General features: G+C 44.3%; 17 protein-coding genes and 14 tRNA genes. 7 read left to right on the top strand and 24 right to left on the bottom strand.

The window, feature by feature from the left end; all coding sequences use genetic code 11:
• Positions 1-277: 277 nt before the first annotated feature.
• Positions 278-3,814: an ELWxxDGT repeat protein gene (locus ACEYW6_RS01835; protein WP_412978387.1), complete on the bottom strand. Its 3,537-nt coding sequence runs from the start codon at positions 3,812-3,814 to the stop codon at positions 278-280.
• A gap of 958 nt (positions 3,815-4,772) precedes the next feature.
• Positions 4,773-5,735, bottom strand: a complete 963-nt coding sequence (locus tag ACEYW6_RS01830) for a protochlorophyllide reductase (protein ID WP_412978386.1) — start codon at positions 5,733-5,735, stop codon at positions 4,773-4,775.
• 130 nt (positions 5,736-5,865) lie between these two features.
• On the opposite strand from ACEYW6_RS01830, the gene ACEYW6_RS01825 reads away from it, so the two are divergent.
• From ACEYW6_RS01825 to ACEYW6_RS01815, 3 genes are all read left to right on the top strand, one after another.
• On the top strand, positions 5,866-6,411 hold the full coding sequence (locus ACEYW6_RS01825; protein WP_412978385.1) for a T4SS efffector SepA family protein: 546 nt from the start codon (positions 5,866-5,868) through the stop codon (positions 6,409-6,411).
• An 87-nt stretch (positions 6,412-6,498) separates the two neighbouring features.
• The gene (locus tag ACEYW6_RS01820; RefSeq protein WP_114084054.1) at positions 6,499-6,690 is read left to right on the top strand and encodes a DUF6888 family protein; all 192 of its coding nucleotides are present in this window, start codon (positions 6,499-6,501) and stop codon (positions 6,688-6,690) included.
• Positions 6,691-6,705: 15 nt separating this feature from the next.
• Complete coding sequence (locus ACEYW6_RS01815; RefSeq protein ID WP_412978384.1) at positions 6,706-6,906, top strand: DUF6887 family protein; 201 nt, start codon at positions 6,706-6,708, stop codon at positions 6,904-6,906.
• An 81-nt stretch (positions 6,907-6,987) separates the two neighbouring features.
• Here the strand turns inward: ACEYW6_RS01815 and ACEYW6_RS01810 are convergent, their stop codons facing one another.
• Both ACEYW6_RS01810 and ACEYW6_RS01805 read right to left on the bottom strand, forming a co-directional pair.
• Positions 6,988-8,715, bottom strand: a complete 1,728-nt coding sequence (locus tag ACEYW6_RS01810; protein WP_412978383.1) for a succinate dehydrogenase/fumarate reductase flavoprotein subunit — start codon at positions 8,713-8,715, stop codon at positions 6,988-6,990.
• 206 nt (positions 8,716-8,921) lie between these two features.
• Positions 8,922-9,239, bottom strand: coding sequence for a hypothetical protein (locus ACEYW6_RS01805; RefSeq protein WP_190891069.1), 318 nt, complete (start codon positions 9,237-9,239; stop codon positions 8,922-8,924).
• A gap of 586 nt (positions 9,240-9,825) precedes the next feature.
• Between ACEYW6_RS01805 and ACEYW6_RS01800 the strand changes: the two genes are divergently transcribed.
• A complete protein-coding gene (locus ACEYW6_RS01800) occupies positions 9,826-10,716 on the top strand; it encodes a hypothetical protein (RefSeq protein ID WP_412978382.1) in 891 nt (296 codons plus the stop codon).
• 63 nt (positions 10,717-10,779) lie between these two features.
• On the opposite strand, the gene ACEYW6_RS01795 is transcribed toward ACEYW6_RS01800, so the two are convergent.
• The 4 genes from ACEYW6_RS01795 to pds all read right to left on the bottom strand — a co-directional run bounded on the left by ACEYW6_RS01795 (position 10,780) and on the right by pds (position 14,813).
• Positions 10,780-12,102, bottom strand: coding sequence for an ABC transporter substrate-binding protein (locus ACEYW6_RS01795; protein ID WP_412978381.1), 1,323 nt, complete (start codon positions 12,100-12,102; stop codon positions 10,780-10,782).
• Positions 12,103-12,281: 179 nt separating this feature from the next.
• Positions 12,282-12,373 (bottom strand) — tRNA-Ser (locus ACEYW6_RS01790).
• An 84-nt stretch (positions 12,374-12,457) separates the two neighbouring features.
• Positions 12,458-13,390: a 15-cis-phytoene synthase CrtB gene (crtB, locus tag ACEYW6_RS01785; protein ID WP_190891065.1), complete on the bottom strand. Its 933-nt coding sequence runs from the start codon at positions 13,388-13,390 to the stop codon at positions 12,458-12,460.
• A complete protein-coding gene (gene pds, locus ACEYW6_RS01780; protein ID WP_196512875.1) occupies positions 13,374-14,813 on the bottom strand; it encodes a 15-cis-phytoene desaturase in 1,440 nt (479 codons plus the stop codon). Before pds ends, crtB begins: the two co-directional genes overlap by 17 nt.
• A gap of 29 nt (positions 14,814-14,842) precedes the next feature.
• Here pds and ACEYW6_RS01775 point away from each other — a divergent pair, with 29 nt between their 5' ends.
• A complete protein-coding gene (locus ACEYW6_RS01775; protein ID WP_412978380.1) occupies positions 14,843-15,046 on the top strand; it encodes a hypothetical protein in 204 nt (67 codons plus the stop codon).
• Positions 15,047-15,570: 524 nt separating this feature from the next.
• The gene (gene nagZ, locus ACEYW6_RS01770) at positions 15,571-16,659 is read left to right on the top strand and encodes a beta-N-acetylhexosaminidase (protein ID WP_412978379.1); all 1,089 of its coding nucleotides are present in this window, start codon (positions 15,571-15,573) and stop codon (positions 16,657-16,659) included.
• Position 16,660: 1 nt separating this feature from the next.
• On the opposite strand, the gene ACEYW6_RS01765 is transcribed toward nagZ, so the two are convergent.
• The 16 genes from ACEYW6_RS01765 to ACEYW6_RS01690 form a co-directional block, all read right to left on the bottom strand.
• A tRNA-Lys gene (locus ACEYW6_RS01765) sits at positions 16,661-16,731 on the bottom strand.
• 388 nt (positions 16,732-17,119) lie between these two features.
• A tRNA-Ala gene (locus ACEYW6_RS01760) sits at positions 17,120-17,193 on the bottom strand.
• Between the two features lie 88 nt (positions 17,194-17,281).
• Positions 17,282-17,347 (bottom strand) — tRNA-Gln (locus tag ACEYW6_RS01755).
• A 9-nt stretch (positions 17,348-17,356) separates the two neighbouring features.
• Positions 17,357-17,431 (bottom strand) — tRNA-Asn (locus ACEYW6_RS01750).
• Positions 17,432-17,438: 7 nt separating this feature from the next.
• Positions 17,439-17,533 (bottom strand) — tRNA-OTHER (locus tag ACEYW6_RS01745).
• A gap of 80 nt (positions 17,534-17,613) precedes the next feature.
• A tRNA-Arg gene (locus ACEYW6_RS01740) sits at positions 17,614-17,688 on the bottom strand.
• Positions 17,689-17,692: 4 nt separating this feature from the next.
• A tRNA-Ser gene (locus ACEYW6_RS01735) sits at positions 17,693-17,781 on the bottom strand.
• Positions 17,782-17,785: 4 nt separating this feature from the next.
• Positions 17,786-17,928, bottom strand: a tRNA-Tyr gene (locus tag ACEYW6_RS01730).
• 7 nt (positions 17,929-17,935) lie between these two features.
• Positions 17,936-18,006, bottom strand: a tRNA-Glu gene (locus tag ACEYW6_RS01725).
• 56 nt (positions 18,007-18,062) lie between these two features.
• Positions 18,063-18,134 (bottom strand) — tRNA-Trp (locus tag ACEYW6_RS01720).
• An 82-nt stretch (positions 18,135-18,216) separates the two neighbouring features.
• Positions 18,217-18,289 (bottom strand) — tRNA-Cys (locus tag ACEYW6_RS01715).
• A 3-nt stretch (positions 18,290-18,292) separates the two neighbouring features.
• Positions 18,293-18,369 (bottom strand) — tRNA-Glu (locus ACEYW6_RS01710).
• A gap of 4 nt (positions 18,370-18,373) precedes the next feature.
• Positions 18,374-18,466, bottom strand: a tRNA-Asp gene (locus ACEYW6_RS01705).
• An 806-nt stretch (positions 18,467-19,272) separates the two neighbouring features.
• Positions 19,273-19,665: an alr0857 family protein gene (locus ACEYW6_RS01700; protein WP_412978378.1), complete on the bottom strand. Its 393-nt coding sequence runs from the start codon at positions 19,663-19,665 to the stop codon at positions 19,273-19,275.
• Positions 19,666-19,681: 16 nt separating this feature from the next.
• A complete protein-coding gene (locus ACEYW6_RS01695) occupies positions 19,682-20,218 on the bottom strand; it encodes an HNH endonuclease (protein WP_412978438.1) in 537 nt (178 codons plus the stop codon).
• A gap of 84 nt (positions 20,219-20,302) precedes the next feature.
• A complete protein-coding gene (locus tag ACEYW6_RS01690; RefSeq protein ID WP_412978377.1) occupies positions 20,303-20,554 on the bottom strand; it encodes a hypothetical protein in 252 nt (83 codons plus the stop codon).
• Between the two features lie 71 nt (positions 20,555-20,625).
• Between ACEYW6_RS01690 and ACEYW6_RS01685 the strand changes: the two genes are divergently transcribed.
• On the top strand, positions 20,626-20,961 hold the full coding sequence (locus tag ACEYW6_RS01685) for a hypothetical protein (protein WP_190891054.1): 336 nt from the start codon (positions 20,626-20,628) through the stop codon (positions 20,959-20,961).
• The last annotated feature ends 243 nt before the right edge of the window (positions 20,962-21,204 follow it).

Here is a 21,204-nt window from a genome sequence, read left to right as displayed (position 1 = left end):
CACTTTTCGGTGTGAACTTAGTGAAGGTCTCGCTTTCAAATATTTGATTATTTGCCACCTGAACCAGGCTCATCGCCAGTATGTTGATTCAGACGTACTGGCTTTTATTGTTTTGCCAGCAGCTACTCCCCTTCTACGTAAACGTGATTGTATATTTACTAAAGGTAGAAGTCAATAGTTGGGAATGGAGAGCAACAGCGAAACCCAACTTATATCTGAATCCTTAAATGCTTCTACCTAACTGGGTAATTTACCAATGCTTGCTATATAGCTTTCGTTAGGCAATCACAGTAATATTTGCACTACTAAGCATTGCCTGATTCGAGAACTGGGCTATTTGAACTTGTGCTGTACCACCAACTCCATCTTGATCAAAGAATAGGTTACCGGTAGTTTGATCATAGATGAAGCGATCGCCTGCGGTTGTCGCACTAGTCCCAAGAAGGAATAAGCTCGAATCAAGTGTCGTATCCTGAGATTGCCCCAGTCCAAATTCTGCCTTGGAAACAAAGAGAGTATCATCTCCAACAGTAAAATCAACGATGATATCATAGCCTCCAGTGAGGGGATAAGTCAGGTTGAAGCTATCTTGACCAGTTCCACCAGTGAATACATCGTTGCTATTAACCACTGTCAGTGCAAAAACATCGCTGACACTTGTCGTTTCATCACTAGCAATAACTTTGATGTTGAGGCTGCCAACGTTTTCATTTGTGGGAGTACCACTGAAAGTAATGCCGTTTAACGTCAACCAACTGGGGATTGGGTCACCATTTTCCAGGGTGGCGCTATAACTGAGGTTATCTCCCGCATCTACATCCACGAAGGTATTTGCTGGTAGGGTGAAGTTGAAGGTGGTGTCTTCTGTTGCCGTTTGGTCGGCAATGGTATTTTCCAGTGTTGGGCCATCATTAGCATTGTTGACTGCGATCGTGATCGCTTTTTCGTAGAATAAGCCACCTTGATCTGTAGTGCGTAAACGGATGTTGTAGCTATTCTTGGTTTCGTAGTCAGGTAAAACGTTGATTTGTAACTCGTTACCTACAATTGTGAAGGCGCTGTTATCGGTGCTGTCTGTACCTGAAACGAGGGTATATGTGTGGGTATTGTCTATATCAGCGTCAGCAGTGCTAAAGTTGCCAATTACTGTGTTGGCAGGAACATTCTCGTTAACACTGGTGGCACTCAGGCTCAGACCAGTGGGAGTACTGTTCAGGTCAAGCTGAAAAAGTTCTTGCCCAGTGTTCCCGTTGTCAGCAAAAAAGTAGAGTTTGCCATTGATGTAAGTTAGGTTGTTAGGGTTAGAGCTAGCCGTGCCAGAGAAGATATCCTGGACGCAGACAGTACCAGCTTCGGTGCCATCACTCTTCCACAATTCATTGCCCCCACTGCTGTCGTTGGCACTGAAATAAAGGGTGCCGTTGACATTGGTTAGATTTTGCGAGTTAGAGCTACCTGTGCCAGAGAAGATATCCTTAACACGGAGAGTACCATCTTCAGTGCCATCACTCTTCCACAGTTCATTGCCCGCAATGTTGTCATAGGCAATGAAGTACAGAGTACCGTTGACATTGGTCAGATTTTGCGGGTTAGAGCTAGCCATACCAGAGAAGATATCCTTAACACGGACAGTACCAGCTTCGGTGCCATCACTCTTCCACAGTTCATTGTCTCCACTGCTGTCGGTGGCACTGAAATACAGAGTGCCGTTGACATTGGTCAGATTTTGCGGTTTAGAGCTACCCGTGCCAGAGAAGATATCCTTAACGCGGACAGTACCAGCTTCGGTGCCATCACTCTTCCACAGTTCATTGCCCGCAATGTTGTCATAGGCAACGAAGTACAGAGTACCGTTGACATTGGTCAGATTTTGCGGATGAGAGCTACCCGTACCAGAGAAGATATCCTTAACACGGACAGTACCAGCTTCAGTACCATCACTCTTCCACAGTTCCCGACCCCCACTGCTGTCGGTAGCACTGAAGTATAAGGTGTCGTTGACATTGGTCAGATTTTGCGGGTTAGAGCTACCCGTGCCAGAGACGATATCCTTGACATGGACAGTACCAGTTTCGGTGCCATCACTCTTCCACAGTTCCCGACCCCCACTGCTGTCAGTGGCAACGAAGTACAGCGTGCCGTTGACATTGGTCAGAAAGTTCGGGTCAGAGCTACCCATGCCAGAGAAGATATCCTTAACACTGACAGTACCAGCCTCGGTGCCATCACACTTCCACAGTTCCCGACCACCACTGCTGTCGGTGGCAACGAAGTACAGGGTGTCGTTGACATTGGTCAGATTTTGCGGGTTAGAGCTACCTGTGCCAGAGAAGATATCCTTAACACTGACAGTACCAGCCTCGGTGCCATCACTCTTCCACAATTCATTGCCCCCAATACTGTCGGTGGCTCTGAAGTACAGGGTGCCATTGACATTGGTCAGAAAATACGGGTCAGAGGAGAGTGTAGCAGTATTAATATCCTTGACGCGGATAGTACCAGTTTCGGTGCCATCACTCTTCCACAGTTCAGAGCCACCGCTGCTGTCAGTGGCTCTAAAGTACAGGGTGCCATCGACATTGGTCAGAGAGTTCGGGTTGGAGCTACCTGTGCCAGAGAAGATATCCTTGACGCGGACAGTACCAGCTTCAGTGCCATCACTCTTCCACAGTTCATTGCCTCCACTACTGTCGGTAGCACTGAAGTACAAGGTGCCATTGACATTGGTCAGATTTTGCGGATAAGAGCTACCCGTGCCAGAGAAGATATCCTTGACACGGATAGTACCAGCTTCAGTGCCATCACTCTTCCACAGTTCCCGACCTCCACTGCTGTCGATGGCACTGAAGTACAGTGTGCCATCGACATTAGTCAGAGAGTTCGCGTAAGAACTACCTATGCCAGAGAAGATATTCTTGACGCGGACAGTACCAGCTTCAGTGCCATCACTCTTCCACAGTTCATTGGCCCCACTGCTGTCAGTAGCACTGAAGTACAGCGTACCGTTGACATTGGTCAGATTTTGCGGGTTAGAGCTACCTATGCCAGAGAAGATATCCTTGACGCGGATAGTACCAGCTTCAGTGCCATCACTCTTCCACAGTTCAGAGCCACCACTGCTGTCGGTGGCAACGAAGTACAGGGTGTCATTGACATTGGTCAGATTTTGCGGATAAGAGCTACCCGTGCCAGAGAAGATATCCTTGACGCGGATAGTACCAGCCTCGGTGCCATCACTTTTCCACAGTTCCCGACCTCCACTGCTGTCGATGGCACTGAAGTACAGCGTACCGTTGACATTGATCAGATTTTGCGGGTTAGAGCTACCTATGCCAGAGAAGATATCCTGGACGCGGACAGTACCAGCTTCGGTGCCATCACTCTTCCACAGTTCCCGACCACCACTGCTGTCGGTGGCAACGAAGTACAGTGTGCCGTTGATATTGGTCAGATTTTGCGGGTTAGAGCTACCTATGCCAGAGAAGATATCCTTGACGCGGACAGTACCAGCTTCGGTGCCATCACTTTTCCACAGTTCATTGCCCCCACTACTGTCAGTAGCACTGAAGTACAGCGTGCCGTTGACATTGGTCAGAGAGTTCGCATAAGAGCTACCTGTGCCAGAGAAGATATCCTTAACGCGGACAGTACCAGCCTCGGTGCCATCACTCTTCCACAGTTCAGAACCACCACTACTGTCGATGGCACTGAAGTACAGTGTGCCGTTGACATTGGTCAGAGAGTTCGGGTTAGAGGAAACTCCACTGGTGTTTATATCTTTTATGAGGTTAATCGATGCTTCTTCTGCTGCCATAACCGTTTTTCCTTAAACCTTTAGATTACAGAATCACAAGCGAAATCAGGCGTTGGTTGATGCTCTAAGTGCGATCGCTATTTTTCTTACATGCAAAGATGCGATCGCTGAATCCTCCGCTTTCTTGCTTGCAAAGATGAGGTCGCTGAATCTCCTAGCTTCGCTTTTTTAAAATTAAACAGCCTCAGTAAAGATGTTGAATTTTATCAAGAAACAATTCAGGAATCAGCGGCCATAATTCAGAAGAAGGTTAAGCAACTGGGGAATAAATTAGGGCGTTTTCAACCCAACTAAATATTCACTTTAGTGGACTTCAATGGTGGGTCTGAATCTTCCAATAATTGAGTCTGAATTCTTCTTCAAGTTTCTTTATATAAAGCCAATTATCTTTAATCTAGTAAGCACTGCAATATAGCTATATATCAAGATGTGCATAGTTAGGATTTTGTGAAATTTGGCGGTATTTTTATGAACAAGCAGAAAGCAGCAGAATTTTATAGGGTTCGTGTCAGTGCATTAACAGTCAAGTATCCAGTTAAATAAAGATAACCTCGATCAAGCCTTAAAAAGGGGGAATAACCTTCTAAAAGTCTTCAGTAAAAAGCAGGGCTGAGAAGCATCTAAACTTTTGGATACAGGATTTAGCAATTTTAAAACATCCTCTAAAACACTAAGTGCAACAGTGGCAAATTAACGTCATCATAATTTGTAATTATCCTATAAAGTGCACTTTTTTTACCAGTTATAATTTATCATGCAATCTTCTTTGCTTTGACTGAGGTTTATGTCAGAGTTATAGCTTACAAGAAGAAGTGGTAGTTAAATACAGCTATCAATAAAGTCAGAGGTGACTTAATAATCACCTCAAGCATCGGTTTCCTGCACATAATATCGATTCAAAAAAGTGGATCGATAAATCGATGAATCATGCACAAAGGTAACGCCAAATCCTGTCGCATCATGCCAGTCCAACCAACTTTGCACTTAGTTCCCACATGCGATCGCCTTTTTCATCATCGCGGGCTTGAGGAGAAACCTTTTGAACAAAGGACTTGCCATCTTTCTTCTGACGATTTCCCCAGCTCCAGTAAGCACCAGATTGATTGTATTCAGGATCGGCAACTACCGCAGCAACTCGTTCTCCCGCCAACTCCTGAGACACGTATCCCCCAGTGATGTACTTCTGGAATAAAGGGAAGATTTTCTGAAATAGGGGATAGTGGTTTCGGAATAGCGGCGTTTCTGCAACACATCCTGGATAAAGAGAGCTGAAGGCGATACCGGTTGACTCATGATAGCGCCGATGCAGTTCCCTCATGGTCAGCACATTGCAAACTTTGCTGTCCTTGTAAGCTTTGACGGGTTCAAATTTCTTGCCATCAATCATCGAGATTGGCTCTTTAAATCCTTCTGCAAAGCCTTGCAAATCGCCCAAATCTGGACGCGGCGGAATCTTACCGCCCAATTCATCTGGATTGTGGGTAACTGTTCCTAAAATGACGAGCCTTGGCTCTGAAGATGACTTCTTTAGATCCTCAAGCAAAAGGTTGCACAAAAGGAAATGTCCGAGGTGATTTGTGGTGACAGTTAACTCGTAACCTTCTGGACTGCGTAAAGGTTCCTTTATTAAGGGCATATAAATTGCGGCGTTGCACACCAAAGCATCTAGGGAGTTGCCGCTTGCTCGAAAGTTATTCACAAATTGTCGAACGCTTTCCAAAGAGCCAAGGTCGATATGCATGATGGTGTAGCTACCCTGATGCGGGATTCCCACAGATTGGGCTGCAAGTTGAGCCTTCGCTATATCCCTACAAGCCATCACTACATACCATCCTCTTTCAACAAGAGCCTTGGCAGCGTACAAACCGACTCCTGAAGAGGCACCTGTGATTATAACCGTTGGCTTGTGATGTTGTTCCATTATATTTAGCCTCCATTGACTGTCTCTAGAATCTCACACCAGTGAGCCATCATTCTAGAAAGTAACTAGTATTATAAATATATTTATGTTACATATAAATATAGAGAGAATAAATACACAAGGATATATAATGATGCCAGTTATCAGAATACCTGATCCCATTTACAAGAGGCTCCAAGCCCTGGCTGTGCCTTTCGAGGATACACCCATCACTGTTATTGAGAAGTTATTGAATGAATATGAGGCACGTTACCAGCCTCAGCAAGTTTCTGAAACCGAGAATTATAGAGTTCTTGAACCTGATACTCCAAGCAATTTGCACCATACCAGAGTGCTTCGAGCCGTCATTGGTAGCCAGGAAATTCATCAACCGAACTGGAACAAAATCGTCGATGCAGCACACGAAATTGCTATTCGACAAGGATTGTCTGTAGAGGAACTCATGAAGCTAACCCTTGCCCATGTTGTTAAGGGTGAAAAAATTAATTCTGGTTTTCACTACTTGCCAGAGGTAAACATTTCTATACAAGGTGTAGATTCAAATCTTGCTTTGCGTAACTCTTTGCACTTAATGAAGAATTTGAAAATGCCAATTGAAATATACTTCGAGTGGCGTGACAAAGAGGGAGCAGCGTATCCCGGTGAGAAGGGGAAGTTCATTTGGAATGCTAAATAGGATGTGAGAATCACAACTATAAGAGCATCGCTGGATAAGTTTACATAATTAAATCTGTTACATATAAAATTATAAAAATAAATATTCATGGACGAGCTACAACCAAGAGTAGAACAGCTACAATCCTTATATAGACTTTGCCATCAACTTACAAATGTGATGTTTCAGCCAATTCATATCGTGCGATTAGATGAACGATCGCTCAATATATTTATATTAGCTGGGCAAGATGAAGGAATAGAGCTAGAAATTAAGCCAGATGGTAGTATAGAACCATGAATGTAGTATAGAACTATGAATCAGGTAAACTATACAGCAATGAGCGACCAAGAGCTAAAGAGCTACTTTCTTACCCACAAGGATGATAAGGAAGCCTTTTATGCTTATATGGATAGACGAAAATCTCGTAATCATGATGCTGCAATACAATTAAACGATCCGGCTTGGGAAGAAAAGATAATAGCTGTGATTCAGAAACAATTAGGTTCTGATTGATAACTTAATCATTTCATATTTTTAATCGAGGTGGACAAAATTTTTGTAGTCCCCTCGATTTTCCATATAAATTTCTTTTGGCTAATACTTCCGCTCTTTTGGCTCAAACATAGTAATCGCCACCGGTCGATATTGAATATCAATTCCTGCTGGTGAATAGTAAGCCATTGTGTGTTTTAGAAAGTTGGTATCATCTCGCTCGGAATAATCTTCACGGAAATGAGCGCCACGACTCTCTTGGCGATTTAAAGCTGATGCCAAAATAGTCTGTCCCACTATCATCAAACTTCGCAATTCCAAAGCTTCCACAAGTTCCGTATTCCAGCAACTGCCTTTGTCATCTAAATAAATTTGTGGATATTGCTTTTGTATTTCTTCTAATTTGTGTAACCCTTCACTCATTAATGCCTCAGTGCGGAAAACACCGCAGTACTCGGTCATACAATCCTGGAAGGCTTGACGAACTTGGTTAATGCGATACTGTCCTGGTTGTTCTAGCAAAGCTTGGATTTGTTGCTGGGCTTCCGTTACATATCGTTGCTCATCTACAGAGGGCAACTTACGTTTTTGCACAAATTGCGCGATCGCAGCCCCAGTTCTCTTGCCATAAACGACACATTCCAGCAGAGAATTACTCCCCAAGCGATTAGCACCATGCACGGAAACACAAGATGTTTCGCCAGCAGCAAAGAAGGCATCAACTAAACCATCACCACTACTGCGGACTTGACCATCAGTATTAACTGGAATACCACCCATACAATAGTGAATTGTCGGACGGACTGGCATAGGTTGAGTTACCGCATCAACACCCACCAAACGGTGTGCTTCTTCCCAACAGAAGGGGACGCGACTCATAATTTTTTCTTTGCCCATATGGCGTAGATCCAAATAGACAAAGGGGCCACCAGCAGTTCCATCAAGATGAATGCCACGTCCGGCGCGAATTTCGTAAGCGATCGCTCGTGAGGTAATATCACGAGGAGCCAGTTCCATACGACTGGGTGCGTAGTTCGCCATAAAGCGATCGCCTTCACTATTAATTAGATACGCCCCTTCTCCCCGTACCGCTTCCGAAATCAGCACCCCTACAGGATATAAGCCAGTGGGATGAAATTGGACAAATTCCATATCTTCGAGGGGCAAACCTGCGATCGCAGTCATTGCCAAACCATCACCCGAAGAAGCGTAATCATTAGAGGTGGTGTTATAAACGCGACCATAGCCCCCTGTGGCAAACATCACTGCCTTAGCCCGCACTACCTCTATATGTCCATCCAAAAGATGGAACATCACTACACCTTTTGCCTCATTTTCTTCCAAAATGAGACGCATCACATACCACTCTTCATAAACTTGCACCCCATAACGCCGCAGGTTGTTGACCAATTCGTGCAAAATCGCGTGACCCGTCTTGTCAGCGGCGTAGCAAGTCCGGTTGTGGGAATGTCCGCCAAAAGCCCGTTGGGCAATGCGCCCATCGGGTAAGCGAGAGAACAAAACGCCCATGTGTTCCAAGTCAATCACCACATCTGGCGCTTCTTGGGTGAGAATTGCTACAGCGTCTTGGTCTGCCAAGTAATCAGAACCCTTGACAGTATCAAAGGCATGTGCTTTCCAAGTATCTTCTGAATCAACATTTTTCAGCGACGCAGCCATACCACCTTGAGCCGCCACTGAGTGGGAACGAATTGGATGGGTTTTGGCAACCACAGCAATATTTAAATTAGGGTCAGTGCGGGCAATTTCCACAGCAGCGCGACATCCCGCCAATCCACCCCCGACAATAATCACATCGTGTTCCAGCATAATTAGCCCCTGATTGCAAACCCCTGCTGTTCTATTGTAGAGAGGTGATTAATCAGGTAGTTAGAGGAATTGCGATCGCGTCTCTACAAAAAAATTCCCTGCCTATAGACAGGGATAATATTACAAATTTTTAAATTACGAGTGAAAAGTTAAAAATGAAGAGTTGGGTCTTCACTTATAACTCCTAACTCCTAATTTGTAACTCTTTAGCTAGTTGCTTGTGCAGGTTGTTGCTGAGACACATTACCTGGTATGGGTTCCATTTTGGTTCCAGGCCCTACAGGAGTGACTTCAATATGATTTAACAAGGTAGTGACAAACGCAAACAACAAGAAAGGTAGTGATAGCAGAACGACCAGACCCGCTGTTGCTAAAGCGTATACGGGGCGCTTGGCACCCATCAGCGCCAAAGCTGATGCCAAACTTAGGGTAATTGTAATCAACCAAACAATTATTTGACCGTAGATATCACCGAAAGTCAGGGTACAGACAAACCGATACTTTTGAATATTATTTCCGCTCATCACATTTGCCTCAAGTCTCTCCTAATAGGTTCTACCTTAGAACCATGTTTGCTTTGTAGACAATTTCTAAATATTTTTGCAAGCTTCGTAATATCACTTTACAATCAACTTTTTTTGTTACAAAGCGCAATTTATAGTACAGCATGGCGTAAATAGAGCATAGCCTATGGGAAGCCTTTCTCCTGTACTCGTCGCTGTCTGGAATTCTCCTAAGGGTGTGTTATCGCATAGGCTAACGCACCATGCAAGATTTTCAGTGCGTTAGGACTAACATCTACACCCTACCAGATTCAAGCTAATGTGGTGAACAGTTGGCACAAAGACTAAGAAAACTGGATGTTGACGTAGACTAATTTTTTTGGGAAAATTTTTCGCAATTTTGATAACCTTTTCAACAAATAGACTCTTTGCTGAAAGCCAATATAATTTTTGTCATCTGTCAAATTCCAGATATTTAGGATATGATATTTAATTTTTTGCTAGTAAATATTAACTAGATACCAGCAAAGTAGATACCAGCAAAGTCAAAATGGAAAAACCGATTTTTTGGTGTTAAATTTTGAGTATTGCGCGATTTCGTTGATTTATGTCAACAAAAACCTTTATTTCTCGCGGCAATATTGTTTTAGGAGTGAACGTGAATACTATTTTTCTTAAAGGTGTTTTTTGGTTACCAAGTATAGCTGCTCTCACAGTCCTGAGTAGTGGCTTATCTGCAAGTGCCCAGACAGTGGACAAGGTGAGCAGTCAGGCATTAACCGACCCTTCCACAACCGTAGCGTCTCCCAACGAGTTTAGTACAGAACTAGACACTGCAAGTCAAAATTTCTCTACAGAAACAACTGAAACACTTACAGTAACAAATTTAACTAGTGTACAGCAACTGCCCAACGCTGCGATACAGGAAAACGCTAGTGTAACGCTTACACCCATTCCAGGTACAGTGGCAACCTCATCTGCGACGCTCACCTCTGAGTTTGTAGAACCGACTTCTCAAACTACTCCTCAACCATCTGCTACCAAGGTAGCGCAATCGGATATTGATTTAGGTAGAACTACTGCTGGTGGCAGCAGTTATATTGGCGTTGCTGCTAACATTGGTTTGAGTGGTGGAGACTCATCTTTGGGCGATGGTAATTTCGCGGTAGTCAGCAAAATCGGACTGACAAATTCTATATCTGTGCGACCCTCAGCCGTATTTGGGGACAACACCACAGTTTTACTTCCTATCACCTACGATTTTACTTTCCAATCAGCAGATGCTTTTAGCGAACCATTACCAATTGCACCTTACGTCGGAGTAGGTGCAGCTTACAAAACTGGTGATGATTCGCAATTTGCCTTTTTAGTATCTGGTGGCATTGATGTGCCTCTAACTCCTCAATTCACAGCAACGGCTGCTGTGAATGCCGGATTTTTTAATGAAACTGATATAGGCTTGTTGTTAGGAGTTGGTTACAACTTCAGTGGGTTTTAGGAGTTAGGAGTTAGGAGTTAGGAGTTATTAAGATTAAATTCATAACTCACAACTCCTAACTTTCTATTTAGGGGTAACTTTGTCAATTACCTTGATTTGACCATCGTCTCCTACCGTCCATACATCATATACACCAACAACATCACCGTTAGCATCAACATCTACGTTGCCGCTGGCACCTTGGTAGTTGATATCTTGACCCTCTTTAAGCAACTTTAGCCCCTCGCAGACATCGGTAACTTCTGTGCCAGGCCCATTCGCAACTTCACGAATTTTGCTGGCTACGCCAACGCCTGTATTTTCCTTAGCAGCTTGCGCTGCCAACGTCAATAAGGCAGCCGCATCCCAAGCTTGAGGAGCATATTCCCCTGGCGCACCACCCTTTTTATCTTTCCATAACTTGTTGAAAGCTTCTAGTGCTTTACCATCGGAACCGGGTACTGTACCGATCGCACCAGTTAAAATATATTTACCATCACTGCCTTTGCCAACTTGTTCTGGGAAAGTGGGTGATTTTACTCCATCTGTAAGCAGAATCTGCACTCCCTTAGCTACACCTTGCTGATAGGCGGCTTTCAAGAACAGACTGCCAGTTTCAGCGTACAGTACAGCCAGGACTGCATCTGGCTTCCCAGCAAAAGCAGCAGCCGCTTCTGTATCAAATGTCTGGGCTTTCGGGTCGTAGCGGACAGGCTTATCTTTATTAACGATGGTTCCACCCAATTTTTCAAAAGTTTGCACAAATGCTTTTTCAAAGCCTACGCCATAATCGTTATTAATCACGACTGTAGAAATTCGTTTGAAACCTTTTTTATTGGCAAGTTGGGCTAATGCTAGTGCTTGGTAGGTATCGGGGGGAGCGGTACGCGCCCAAAAACCTTTAAAGTCGCCTTTTTGGGACTTTTCGGTAAACACAGGACTGGTACTCCCTGGGGAAACCAGCATAACTTTATTCGGCGTTGCAATGGAGACTGCTGCACTAGAAACGCTACTGGCAAAGGAACCAACTACACCTGCAACTTTATCTAAAGTTGCTAGTTTGGTCATACCAGCAGCACCAGCTTTGGGGTCGGTTTGGTCGTCTACTTGCACCAAGGTAACAGGTTCGCCATTTACCCCACCGCAAGCATTGACTGTATCGACGAGTAAAGGGACAGAACCTAGCATCTGTTGTCCCACAGAAGCCAAGTCGCCTGTTGTTGGTAGCAGGGAACCAATTTTTAGCCCTTTACCAGTGCTTGTAGTAGTTGAGTTTGCCGCTGGGGTAGCAGTACTTCCGTTGGTAGCTGTGCTATTGGGGGTACTGGTATCACCACAAGCCCCAACTAGGAACCCAGTTGCTAGGGTAGCTATACTGAAGGTTAAGGCAGCGCTAATTTTTCTCATAAGTATATTTCACTCCTCAGATATCTAGGAGCCTAAAAGTAAGATTCAAACTTAGCTGGATCTTATCAGGACTCCAAAGGATAAATCATATCATCCATCTTTGGGAGTAGAAATATTTACCACTACACTAGTATTAGTGTTATACACAGCATATGCTCTGTGTATTAAAGGCTGGAAAACGGAGAGGGAGGGATTCGAACCCTCGGTACGGAGTTGCCTGCCGTACAACAGATTAGCAATCTGCCGCTTTCGACCACTCAGCCACCTCTCCATGACTCACGAATATCAATGTTACCAGACTTGCTTTTAAGAGTCAATAGTCATTTGTCTTCGGGAACGACAAATGACTAATTTCTCAAAGGACTTGCGATCGCATCCAAGCTAAGGGCAAAGTGCGTAACTTTTTCCACTGGGGAACGTAAGCGCGCTGACTGAACACATCATAATCGTTGCGTTCAATCACCTCCAAAATCTGACCGTACAGCATTGATGCTGCCCATACAGGCCAACGGGCGTCGGATGCTAAATAAGTAATTCCCTGATCGGATGTGCTATAGAATTGGCGGGCCCGATCGATTTGAAAGCGCATCAGCGCCCGCCAACGATCATCTACCACACCTTTGAAGAAGTCTTGCTCGGTGTAGTTGAATTTTTCCAAGTCCTCAAGGGGAATGTAGATCCGCCCCCGTTTGGCATCTTCTCCCACATCCCGCAGGATGTTAGTGAGTTGATTGGCAATTCCCAGAGCGATCGCTTCTTCTGTGGGAAGATATGGTTGTTTGTTCTGATGCCACGGAGCGGTGTATATGGTGCTATCCACACCCATGACTTCTGTTGACATTAAGCCAACAGTGCCAGCAACGCGGTAACAGTAGAGGTATAAGTCCTCAAAGGTTTCATAACGACTGCGATATAAGTCCATACGTTGACCGGCAATCATATCCCGAAAGGGCTGAATGTCCATCGGAAAGCGCTGGAGGGTATCAACTAAAGCGACATCGTAATTTTCTAATGGGCGTCCCGCAAAAATCGATTCCAGCTGCTGTTCCCATAGGTCTAGGGTTTCTGGCGTGGTAATAGCAGATGCGGGCCCATCCACCAATTCATCTGTACGGCGACACCAAGCATAAATTGACCAAATAGATTGACGTTTTACCGGACTCATGAGCAAAGTACCCAGGTAAAAAGTCTTGGCATACTTTGCTGTGAGATCCCGACAAAGTTTGTAGGACTCGTCTACAGAGACCAGCGTTTTCATGCGCGGGGGGGAATCAGGCAGTTGCAGCATTCGTTGCGGGCGGTCGGGTGAGCGTTTGCAGGTTTGAGGAATTTGCTACCGGGAGAGCCTCAGAAATTGCCTGCGCTGTCAGCTTACCAGAAAGTACGGCACCTTCCATACTGCCTAAGTAGCGTTGCATGGTATAACTTCCGGCGAGATAGAAGTTGGCAATGGGCGTAACTTGTGCGGGACGGTACTGTTGACGACCAGGGGTCGCTTTGTAAACTGAACGCGGCGTTTTCACCACATGAGATTTCAGCAATGTTGCTGGATTGTCTCCCCCAAAGTGGTCGGGGAAAAGTTTTTCTAACTCGGCAATCGTTGCAGCCACAATCTCCTCATCAGATTTGGCAATCCAATCTTTTGCCGGAGCTAGAACTAATTCCAGCATTGAGCGATTGGGGTTGGCGTATTCACGGCAGGTATTGCTCATATCAGCATAAACGCTTAGGAGGGGCGATCGCGAAAAAAGCAAGTGATCAATTTCTGTAAGTTTCCGGTCAAACCACAGATGCAGGTTAATCACTGGTACTCCTTCCAAACCTTCTAGCTTCTGGAAAAACTCCATTTGCTTCCAAGATTTAGGCAACATGACCTTTAAAGGATCAACTGACATGGCAGATACATAGGCATCAGCCGTAAAAACTTCATCTTCTGCACCATTTAACCCTCGAATCAAGTATGCTTTCACCGTGCCATCGGCGTTGAGCAAAATCTCTTTTAAGGGGGCATTCAATCGCACTTCTCCACCGCGTTCTGTGATGTAATCTACGATCGGGCTGCATAGACGTTCTGTGGGAGAACCATCCAAAAATGCAATTTTGGAGCCATATCGTTCTTGCAGAAAGCGATTCAGTGCAGTTAACAAAATCGTTGCCGAAACTTCATCAGGGTTGATAAAGGTGAGGGCTTTACATGCGGCGATAAAAACGTCACTAGTTACCCGCTCGTCAACACCTTGCCTTTTCAACCACTCTAAGAAGCTGTACTTGTCCATGTCTTCAACATACTTTTGACCCCGAACCACTGCTGGAAGTAGGCCAACTGCAAATCGAATCTTCTGCTCCCAAGTCAACATGTCTTTGTTGCGAAGAATCGATGCAATAACGTTGAAAGGTGATGGAATATCTGGAACATCAAAACGTGAGAGTGTCCCAGGCTTGTCTGGTTGATTGAAAATCAGTGTATGCTCTTTCCACTGGAGTCTGTCTTCAATGCCCAACTCTTTGAGCAATTGGAGCATATTAGGATATGCCCCAAAGAAGGCGTGTAACCCGGTTTCGTACCAGTCGCCGTCAGAGTCTTTCCACGCCGCAACCAGCCCACCCAATACGTCCCGGCTTTCCAAGACAATGGGAGTGTGACCTGCGTCCGTGAGATATTTCGCGCAGGAAAGTCCTGCTAGACCAGCACCCGCGATCGCTACTCGCATTTAACCTTAATGCCCTTCAATATTTCTTAATGGTTTTGTTGATTCTCATTATACGTTGCAAACCGTTACATTTGGCAGTCATTGTGCGATCGCTTCCCCAAAAAACTTTTACCAAAGGGAATTTTACCTACGCGCACCTACCCAACATAATTGCCAACACCATTGTTGCTAATAGGTTTTGGCGAACAGTTTATCTAGATTTACGGGTAAGAAATTTAGGGAAACAAAAGTAATTCCTTTGACTGAAAATAGCTAATCCTAAATATTGTCTTAAAGTAGTTGATTTCTTTGCTAAGTCGTATATTTACTCTGAGGAAATATTTAGGGTATTAGTTGAAGACTGCTAGTTAATTTAAGATATATTTTCCTACAGTGAATACATCAATAAAGTAAAAATTAAGACCAATTATGTTCTAGCTTAAGTATTTTAACTGTTAAGTAGTTAGTATATATTAGCAATAATTATGAGTCATTATGGAGTTGTTTGATGGCGCAACAGAGCAAATATCTATATGAAACAGCAGAATGCTTTTGTGGGAAAACTAATCTCTAGTAGCACCAGTAATTATGCTGAATATTTTGGCTTAATTATCTTAGGTCGCAGCCTTTAAAAAATATTCCCATACTCGGCATGAAAACTAGAATAAAAACCTCCGTTTGAAAGCTCGCCACTCTCCATAAGGATGTAGGATAAAGGTTTATGTCCTCTAGGTTGAACAACTCTGTTGTTTACCGCACAACTTATAGGTAAAAGATTATGAGTGTATCGCAGGAGCTAAGGCGCTTTGGACATCACCTGATTCTAGGTATTTCCGGCACTACATTAAGCGATGATGATAAACGTGCACTCAATGAATTGAGACCGATCGGGGTGATCTTTTTTGCGAAGAACTTTTTGGATGGTACCCCATATCAAGTTTGGCTAGAAAGCTTTAAAGATTTGACCAGTCAAATACGAAAATATACTGAACGTGATTTAATGTTTATGACTCTGGATCATGAAGGAGGTCGTGTCATTCGCACACCACAGCCGATTACGCGGTTTCCTCATGCGTTATTGCTACGATCGCACGCCCGTGAAGTAGCAAAAGCCACAGCATTAGAGCTAAAATCACTGGGAATCAATTTATCTTGGGCACCTATAGCAGATATTTTTTCGTATCCCCACAATCCCATTATTGGGCCTCGTGCCTTTGGTGACACTCCCGAAACTGCTACTCAAGGTGCCCGTGACTACTACCTTGGACTTCAAGAGTCAGGAATTTTGGGATGTGCCAAACACTTCCCCGGACATGGAGACACTAGCAAGGACTCTCACATTGAGCTACCAATACTGAATTTAACTCTAGAAGACCTGCGAATTCGAGAACTTATACCTTTTAGAGCTTTAATCGAAGTACAGATTCCTTTAATCATGACTGCCCATATTTTATTTCCCAGGATAGATGCTGATGTACCAGCAACCCTTTCACAAACAATCCTCAAAACCATACTTAGAGGGGAACTTGGCTTTGAGGGAGTAGTTGTATCTGACGACTTGGATATGAAAGCTATCTCAGATATGTTTATTAAAGCTGGTACTGTGGCACGGTCATTTCATGCAGGCTGCGACTTGTTTATTGTCTCGCGCAACATTAATTCATCATCAATTGAAAGAACTTATCAGATTGCTGAAGATTTTGTTGATTCTCTAACCAAGGGTAGCTTAGACGAATCATTAGTGGAAGCAGCCAGAGAAAGAATCGATAAACTACTGGCAGTAACACCGCAATATCCCGTACATGCTTTGGATAAAGATATATTATTGCAACATGCTGAACTAGCGATCGCTAGTTGCTATTTATAAATGGGTGGTATAGGGGTCGAACCTATTTCTGCGGGTTAAAAGCCCGCTGCACAGCCGGTATGCCAACCACCCTAGTTAATTTGCAAAAGAAATGAGCAAGTATGATCGTATAAACATCGTAAGCTTTTTTATACAACGCTAAATATAAATCCACCAGGGAGGTACTGCCCCTCCTATTTCTGTGTTATCAGCACAGCGCCTCGCTTTTCGGCTTCAGGTGGAAAAGAGGAAGATGGAGGAATCGTAGCTTGCTTCCCGTAGGGTACCCCTACAGTTTGCTGTACCTGGTTTTCAAGACCAGTTGCCGTCCATACTCTTCGAGAAGGCTATCGCCTACAGCGGCATCTTCCATTCAAGGGTGCCTGACGGGACTTGTTCGCGTAAGCGTTCCCGAAGGGTACCCGCTATGACTGGTTCCACAAACCAGCGCCTCGACCACTTTGGCTTCAGACACCATCAGTGGAACCAATGGGACTTGAACCCATAACCTCCTGCTTGCAAGGCAGGCGCTCTAGCCATTTGAGCTATGACCCCATATTTGGTGGATACTGGTCGGAATTGAACCCACGCACTGAGTATGGCGTACTCAGATGCTAGCGATTACATCACACCCGCATCAAGCTGGTAACAGGAATTGAACCTGCAACCTCATCGTTCAGAGCAATGCGACTTACCAATTCGTCCAACCGACAATGAATGGCTGCCTCAGTAGGACTCGAACCTACAACCGCGCGGTTAACAGCCGCTTGCTCTACCATTGAGCTATGAGGCAACGACAGCCCCCCAGGTCGGAATCGAACCGACGACCTCCTGTTCTTGTCTTTCAGACACGCTACGCGAACAAACAGGCGCTAACTAACTGAGCTACTAGGGGATAGAAGGAGAGATGGGTATTACCTTATGAACTGGTTTAATTCAACTTGAATCAGCCACTCCACCATCTCTCTGATACAACGAGAGCGGAGGGAATCGAACCCTCAAATCTTCAGTTTCGTAGACTGAGATGTTATCCAGTTACACCACACTCTCAAAACGGAGAGAACAGGATTTGAACCTGCGACGGATATTAAAACCCGCTTCCTCTTAGCAGGAGGATGCTTTCAGCCACTCAGCCACCTCTCCATAGTGAGTCGAGCAGGATTTGTAGCTTGCTTCCCATTCGGGGAGCGTCCCGTTGGCGCAGCCTCTCGTAGAGAAGGAAGGGTACCTGTGTGCAAAAAAGAACAGTTTTACAGACTGTCGCCTTCAGCCAGACTCGGCCACCGACCCATAATTATTCCCTCGACGAGAATTGAACTCGCATCTGTGCTTTGAAAGAACACTGACTTAACCATTCGTCCACGAGGGCATAATTGACCGAGTTGTAGATTTTGGATTAAAAAATTTAATCCAAAATTGTCTAACACAGGGACTAGGATTTGAACCTAGAACATCGGATTTGGAGTCACGAGGTGTTGCCGTTACACTATCCCTGCATTTGGTGGCAGCGGCGGGATTTGCACCCGCATATACCAGGGTATGAACCTGGCTGGTTAAGCTACGCTGCGATCGCACCAGAGGCTGAGGTGAGATTTGAACTCACGATATCGGTTTTGCAGACCGACGCCTTCGACCACTTGGCTACTCAGCCATTTGGGAGTCCTGACGAGATTCGCACTCGCAATCTTCAGCTTGAGAGGCTGACGGCTTAAACTATTCGCCTACAGGACTACAACCAGGGTGACGGGATTTGTAGCTTGCTTCCCGCAGGGTACCCGCAACATTTCCGCAGACAACGGAACGCTCTAGCCAATTAAGCTACACCCCGATTTTTTGAATCTGTGCTTAAACTTTTAGGTTTTTAGACACAGAATTGTGGTGAACTTGCCCATTTCTTATTTAGTTTTCAAGGTTCAGAAAATCTACTTTTTACTTTTAGAAACTCTTAGGAAAACAACCGAAACTCTAGGTAGCAAGCCTGTTGTGTATTACGGATGTATTCAATAGTTTTGATGATTGCAAACTTAGAATTTTTTGCGTTTATTGCCTTTACTGCCGATGATTTACAAGTAAAAGCAGCTTTTTTGATTGGGGACTCTGGTTTATTCCAACGCCTGTCCTTTAGTTTTATGTAGAACATAACTTTGACTCTTGGGAAGCTTGTTTTCCGTTCCACTACATTTATGCTACAAAATACTACAAGAAGTGTCAAGGGGTTTCAGAAAATTTTTTTGAAATTGTCTAAAAAAGTTGCTGTACTTAGGTTTGAACTTAATTAACCACTCTGAAAAGTAAAACTACAGTTATGCTTGGGTGAATATTTAAAAGCCTGACGTGACAGACAACTCCCTCAAGCGACAACAGATAATTAGTTTTGTCGCGATCGCCTCTAGTATTACAAGCTTGTAGTATTGCCCCAGACACCTCCCCACAATTGCGGTTGAACCAGCCAATAAGCATGCATAAGTTCAAGATCATCTAGGAAAGGCTAAATTAATGCGACATTATTTTGGGTAGGACAAGTTTTGCCACAAATCATCAGCACACTCAAATGCTACTGATTTGTGACAATTCCCAAACTCTTAAAAATGAGGCAATAAAGGGTGAGAAATTCTACTCACCCTACTATTACGTTTATTCGCTCAATACAGAAGCACTGCTCTCTTGAGCTTCTTGCCAAAGTTTGTGCAAAAAGAACTCAGCGCGATCGCTCATAGTGGTAACGAACACACCGACAGCATCCTTAGAACTATCTAATAGCCAAGAACCCCGCAGGGTGACTTCTATATATTCGGCATCGCAGGCACAAAGGGCAATGATTCCTCTGTCATCTCTTTTTACCTCAGCCTTAAGCACTTCTATCCCTGGCAAATCAACAGGAAGCAAAAAGGAAGCGGTACTGGGTTCAATGCATAAACTTTGCCCAACTCGCAGGGCTAAAATTACTCGCTGCGCTACCCATTCTTCTAGCGACAGAGTGACACATTCCAAATAAAAGCTGCTTTCAGTGTAAGTTAATTTCAGCATTCCTTATGCTCTCCTGTTATTCCAGGCTTCCTTGCATATCTATCCAAAACTGTTCGGCAAAAGCAATCGCGGGGTGGATTGGTGCTTTTGGTTTGGTACGCAGTTGCATACCAACTTCAAACAAGGTGCGGTCACCTTTACGGGAGTTACATTTCTCACAAGCTGTGACTACGTTATCCCAAGTGTGAGAACCGCCTCTTGATCGCGGCATCACATGATCTAGCGTTAGATGTTTGCCGCTACCGCAATATTGGCAACTGTGATGGTCTCTTCGTAACACTTCCCGCCGATTGACTGGCGGAACTTTCCACATCCGCTCATTAGAAGTAACTGTTAAGCGAATGTGTTTTGGCACATCAATTACCAAACTGGGTGAGTGAACTCGCCATCCGCCTTCTGTGGTAAAACCCAGCGGTTGAGCTTTGTCTGTTACTAACAGCACAATCGCCCGCTTAATATTGATCCGACACAGTGGCAAGTAATTTTGAGAAAACACCACCACAGATTGCTCTAACACTTGCATTGCGTTCGCGCCGCGCATGGAAGATATCATCACAGCTTCACTCCTTATAAAAAAACCCCCGCTTCAAGTTTTTGGTGAAGCGGGGGTTAGAATTGACCGGAAAACTTTCTGGTCTTATATCGGTACAGTATTCCTTTGCCTGTACCCCCCGCTTTGTTGATCTAGTTCTGGTTTTGCAATCAGCACACTAATGCTGAGATGTCTAAAATCATAATTACCCTCTGTGATTTGCCCATAATTTCGGGTACCATCGCCCATAAATAAATACTCCACTTCCATAGCAGCTGATTCCCAACCGGCTCGGCAATTGGTAGCGCACAAAATTGAAGTAGAGATGGGGTAAATGGATTTCACAGAAAATTTCACCTATTGAAGATTGCTTTAAACATACTACACTTGTATTACTATCTTGTCTATACCTTTAAGGAGAAATAGTGATGCATACGATCGCTCGCACCCCAACTACCGATATGGAAGTCACCAGCATCCGCCTAGAGCGGGAACTCAAAGATAAGCTTAAAGAAATAGCTGGCAATCAAGGATATCAAGCTTTGATCCGAGATATCCTTTGGAATTATGTCCAGCAAAAATCAGGTGAATGGAAGCCTAGATTTTCGCGAACCGACATTCGAGCTAGTATTGCTGCCACAGCTCAGCAAGAAGAACGCTGTGTACTCACAGGTCAACTAATTCAACCCCAAGAAGCGATGTTGTTAGGATTGACGAGGAATGGCGATATGGTTCCTCTGAGTGTCGAGAGTTTGGCTGGATAGTTTTATATTCAGGCAATGCAGCTCAGTTATTTTTACTAAATAATTGGGCTGCATTCAGAATTTAGCTTTATTTCCTCCAATAGGTAAAACCTATTGTTAAAAACTAAATTAAAAGCAAAATCTTACAAAAATTTTAAAATAGATTCAGTGTTATTACGGTTATAGCTGGGGGATTTTGCTTAGATTCCAGAGAAATTACGGTTTATGTATACTTACAGACAGGATATTCTAAATCAAAGTAAA

It is taken from the genome of Nostoc sp. UIC 10607, assembly GCF_047228265.1.
GTDB classification, from domain to species: Bacteria; Cyanobacteriota; Cyanobacteriia; order Cyanobacteriales; family Nostocaceae; genus Nostoc; species Nostoc foliaceum_A.
The sequence above is the reverse complement of the archived record's forward strand: the minus strand, read 5'-3'. Positions and strand labels throughout refer to the sequence as shown.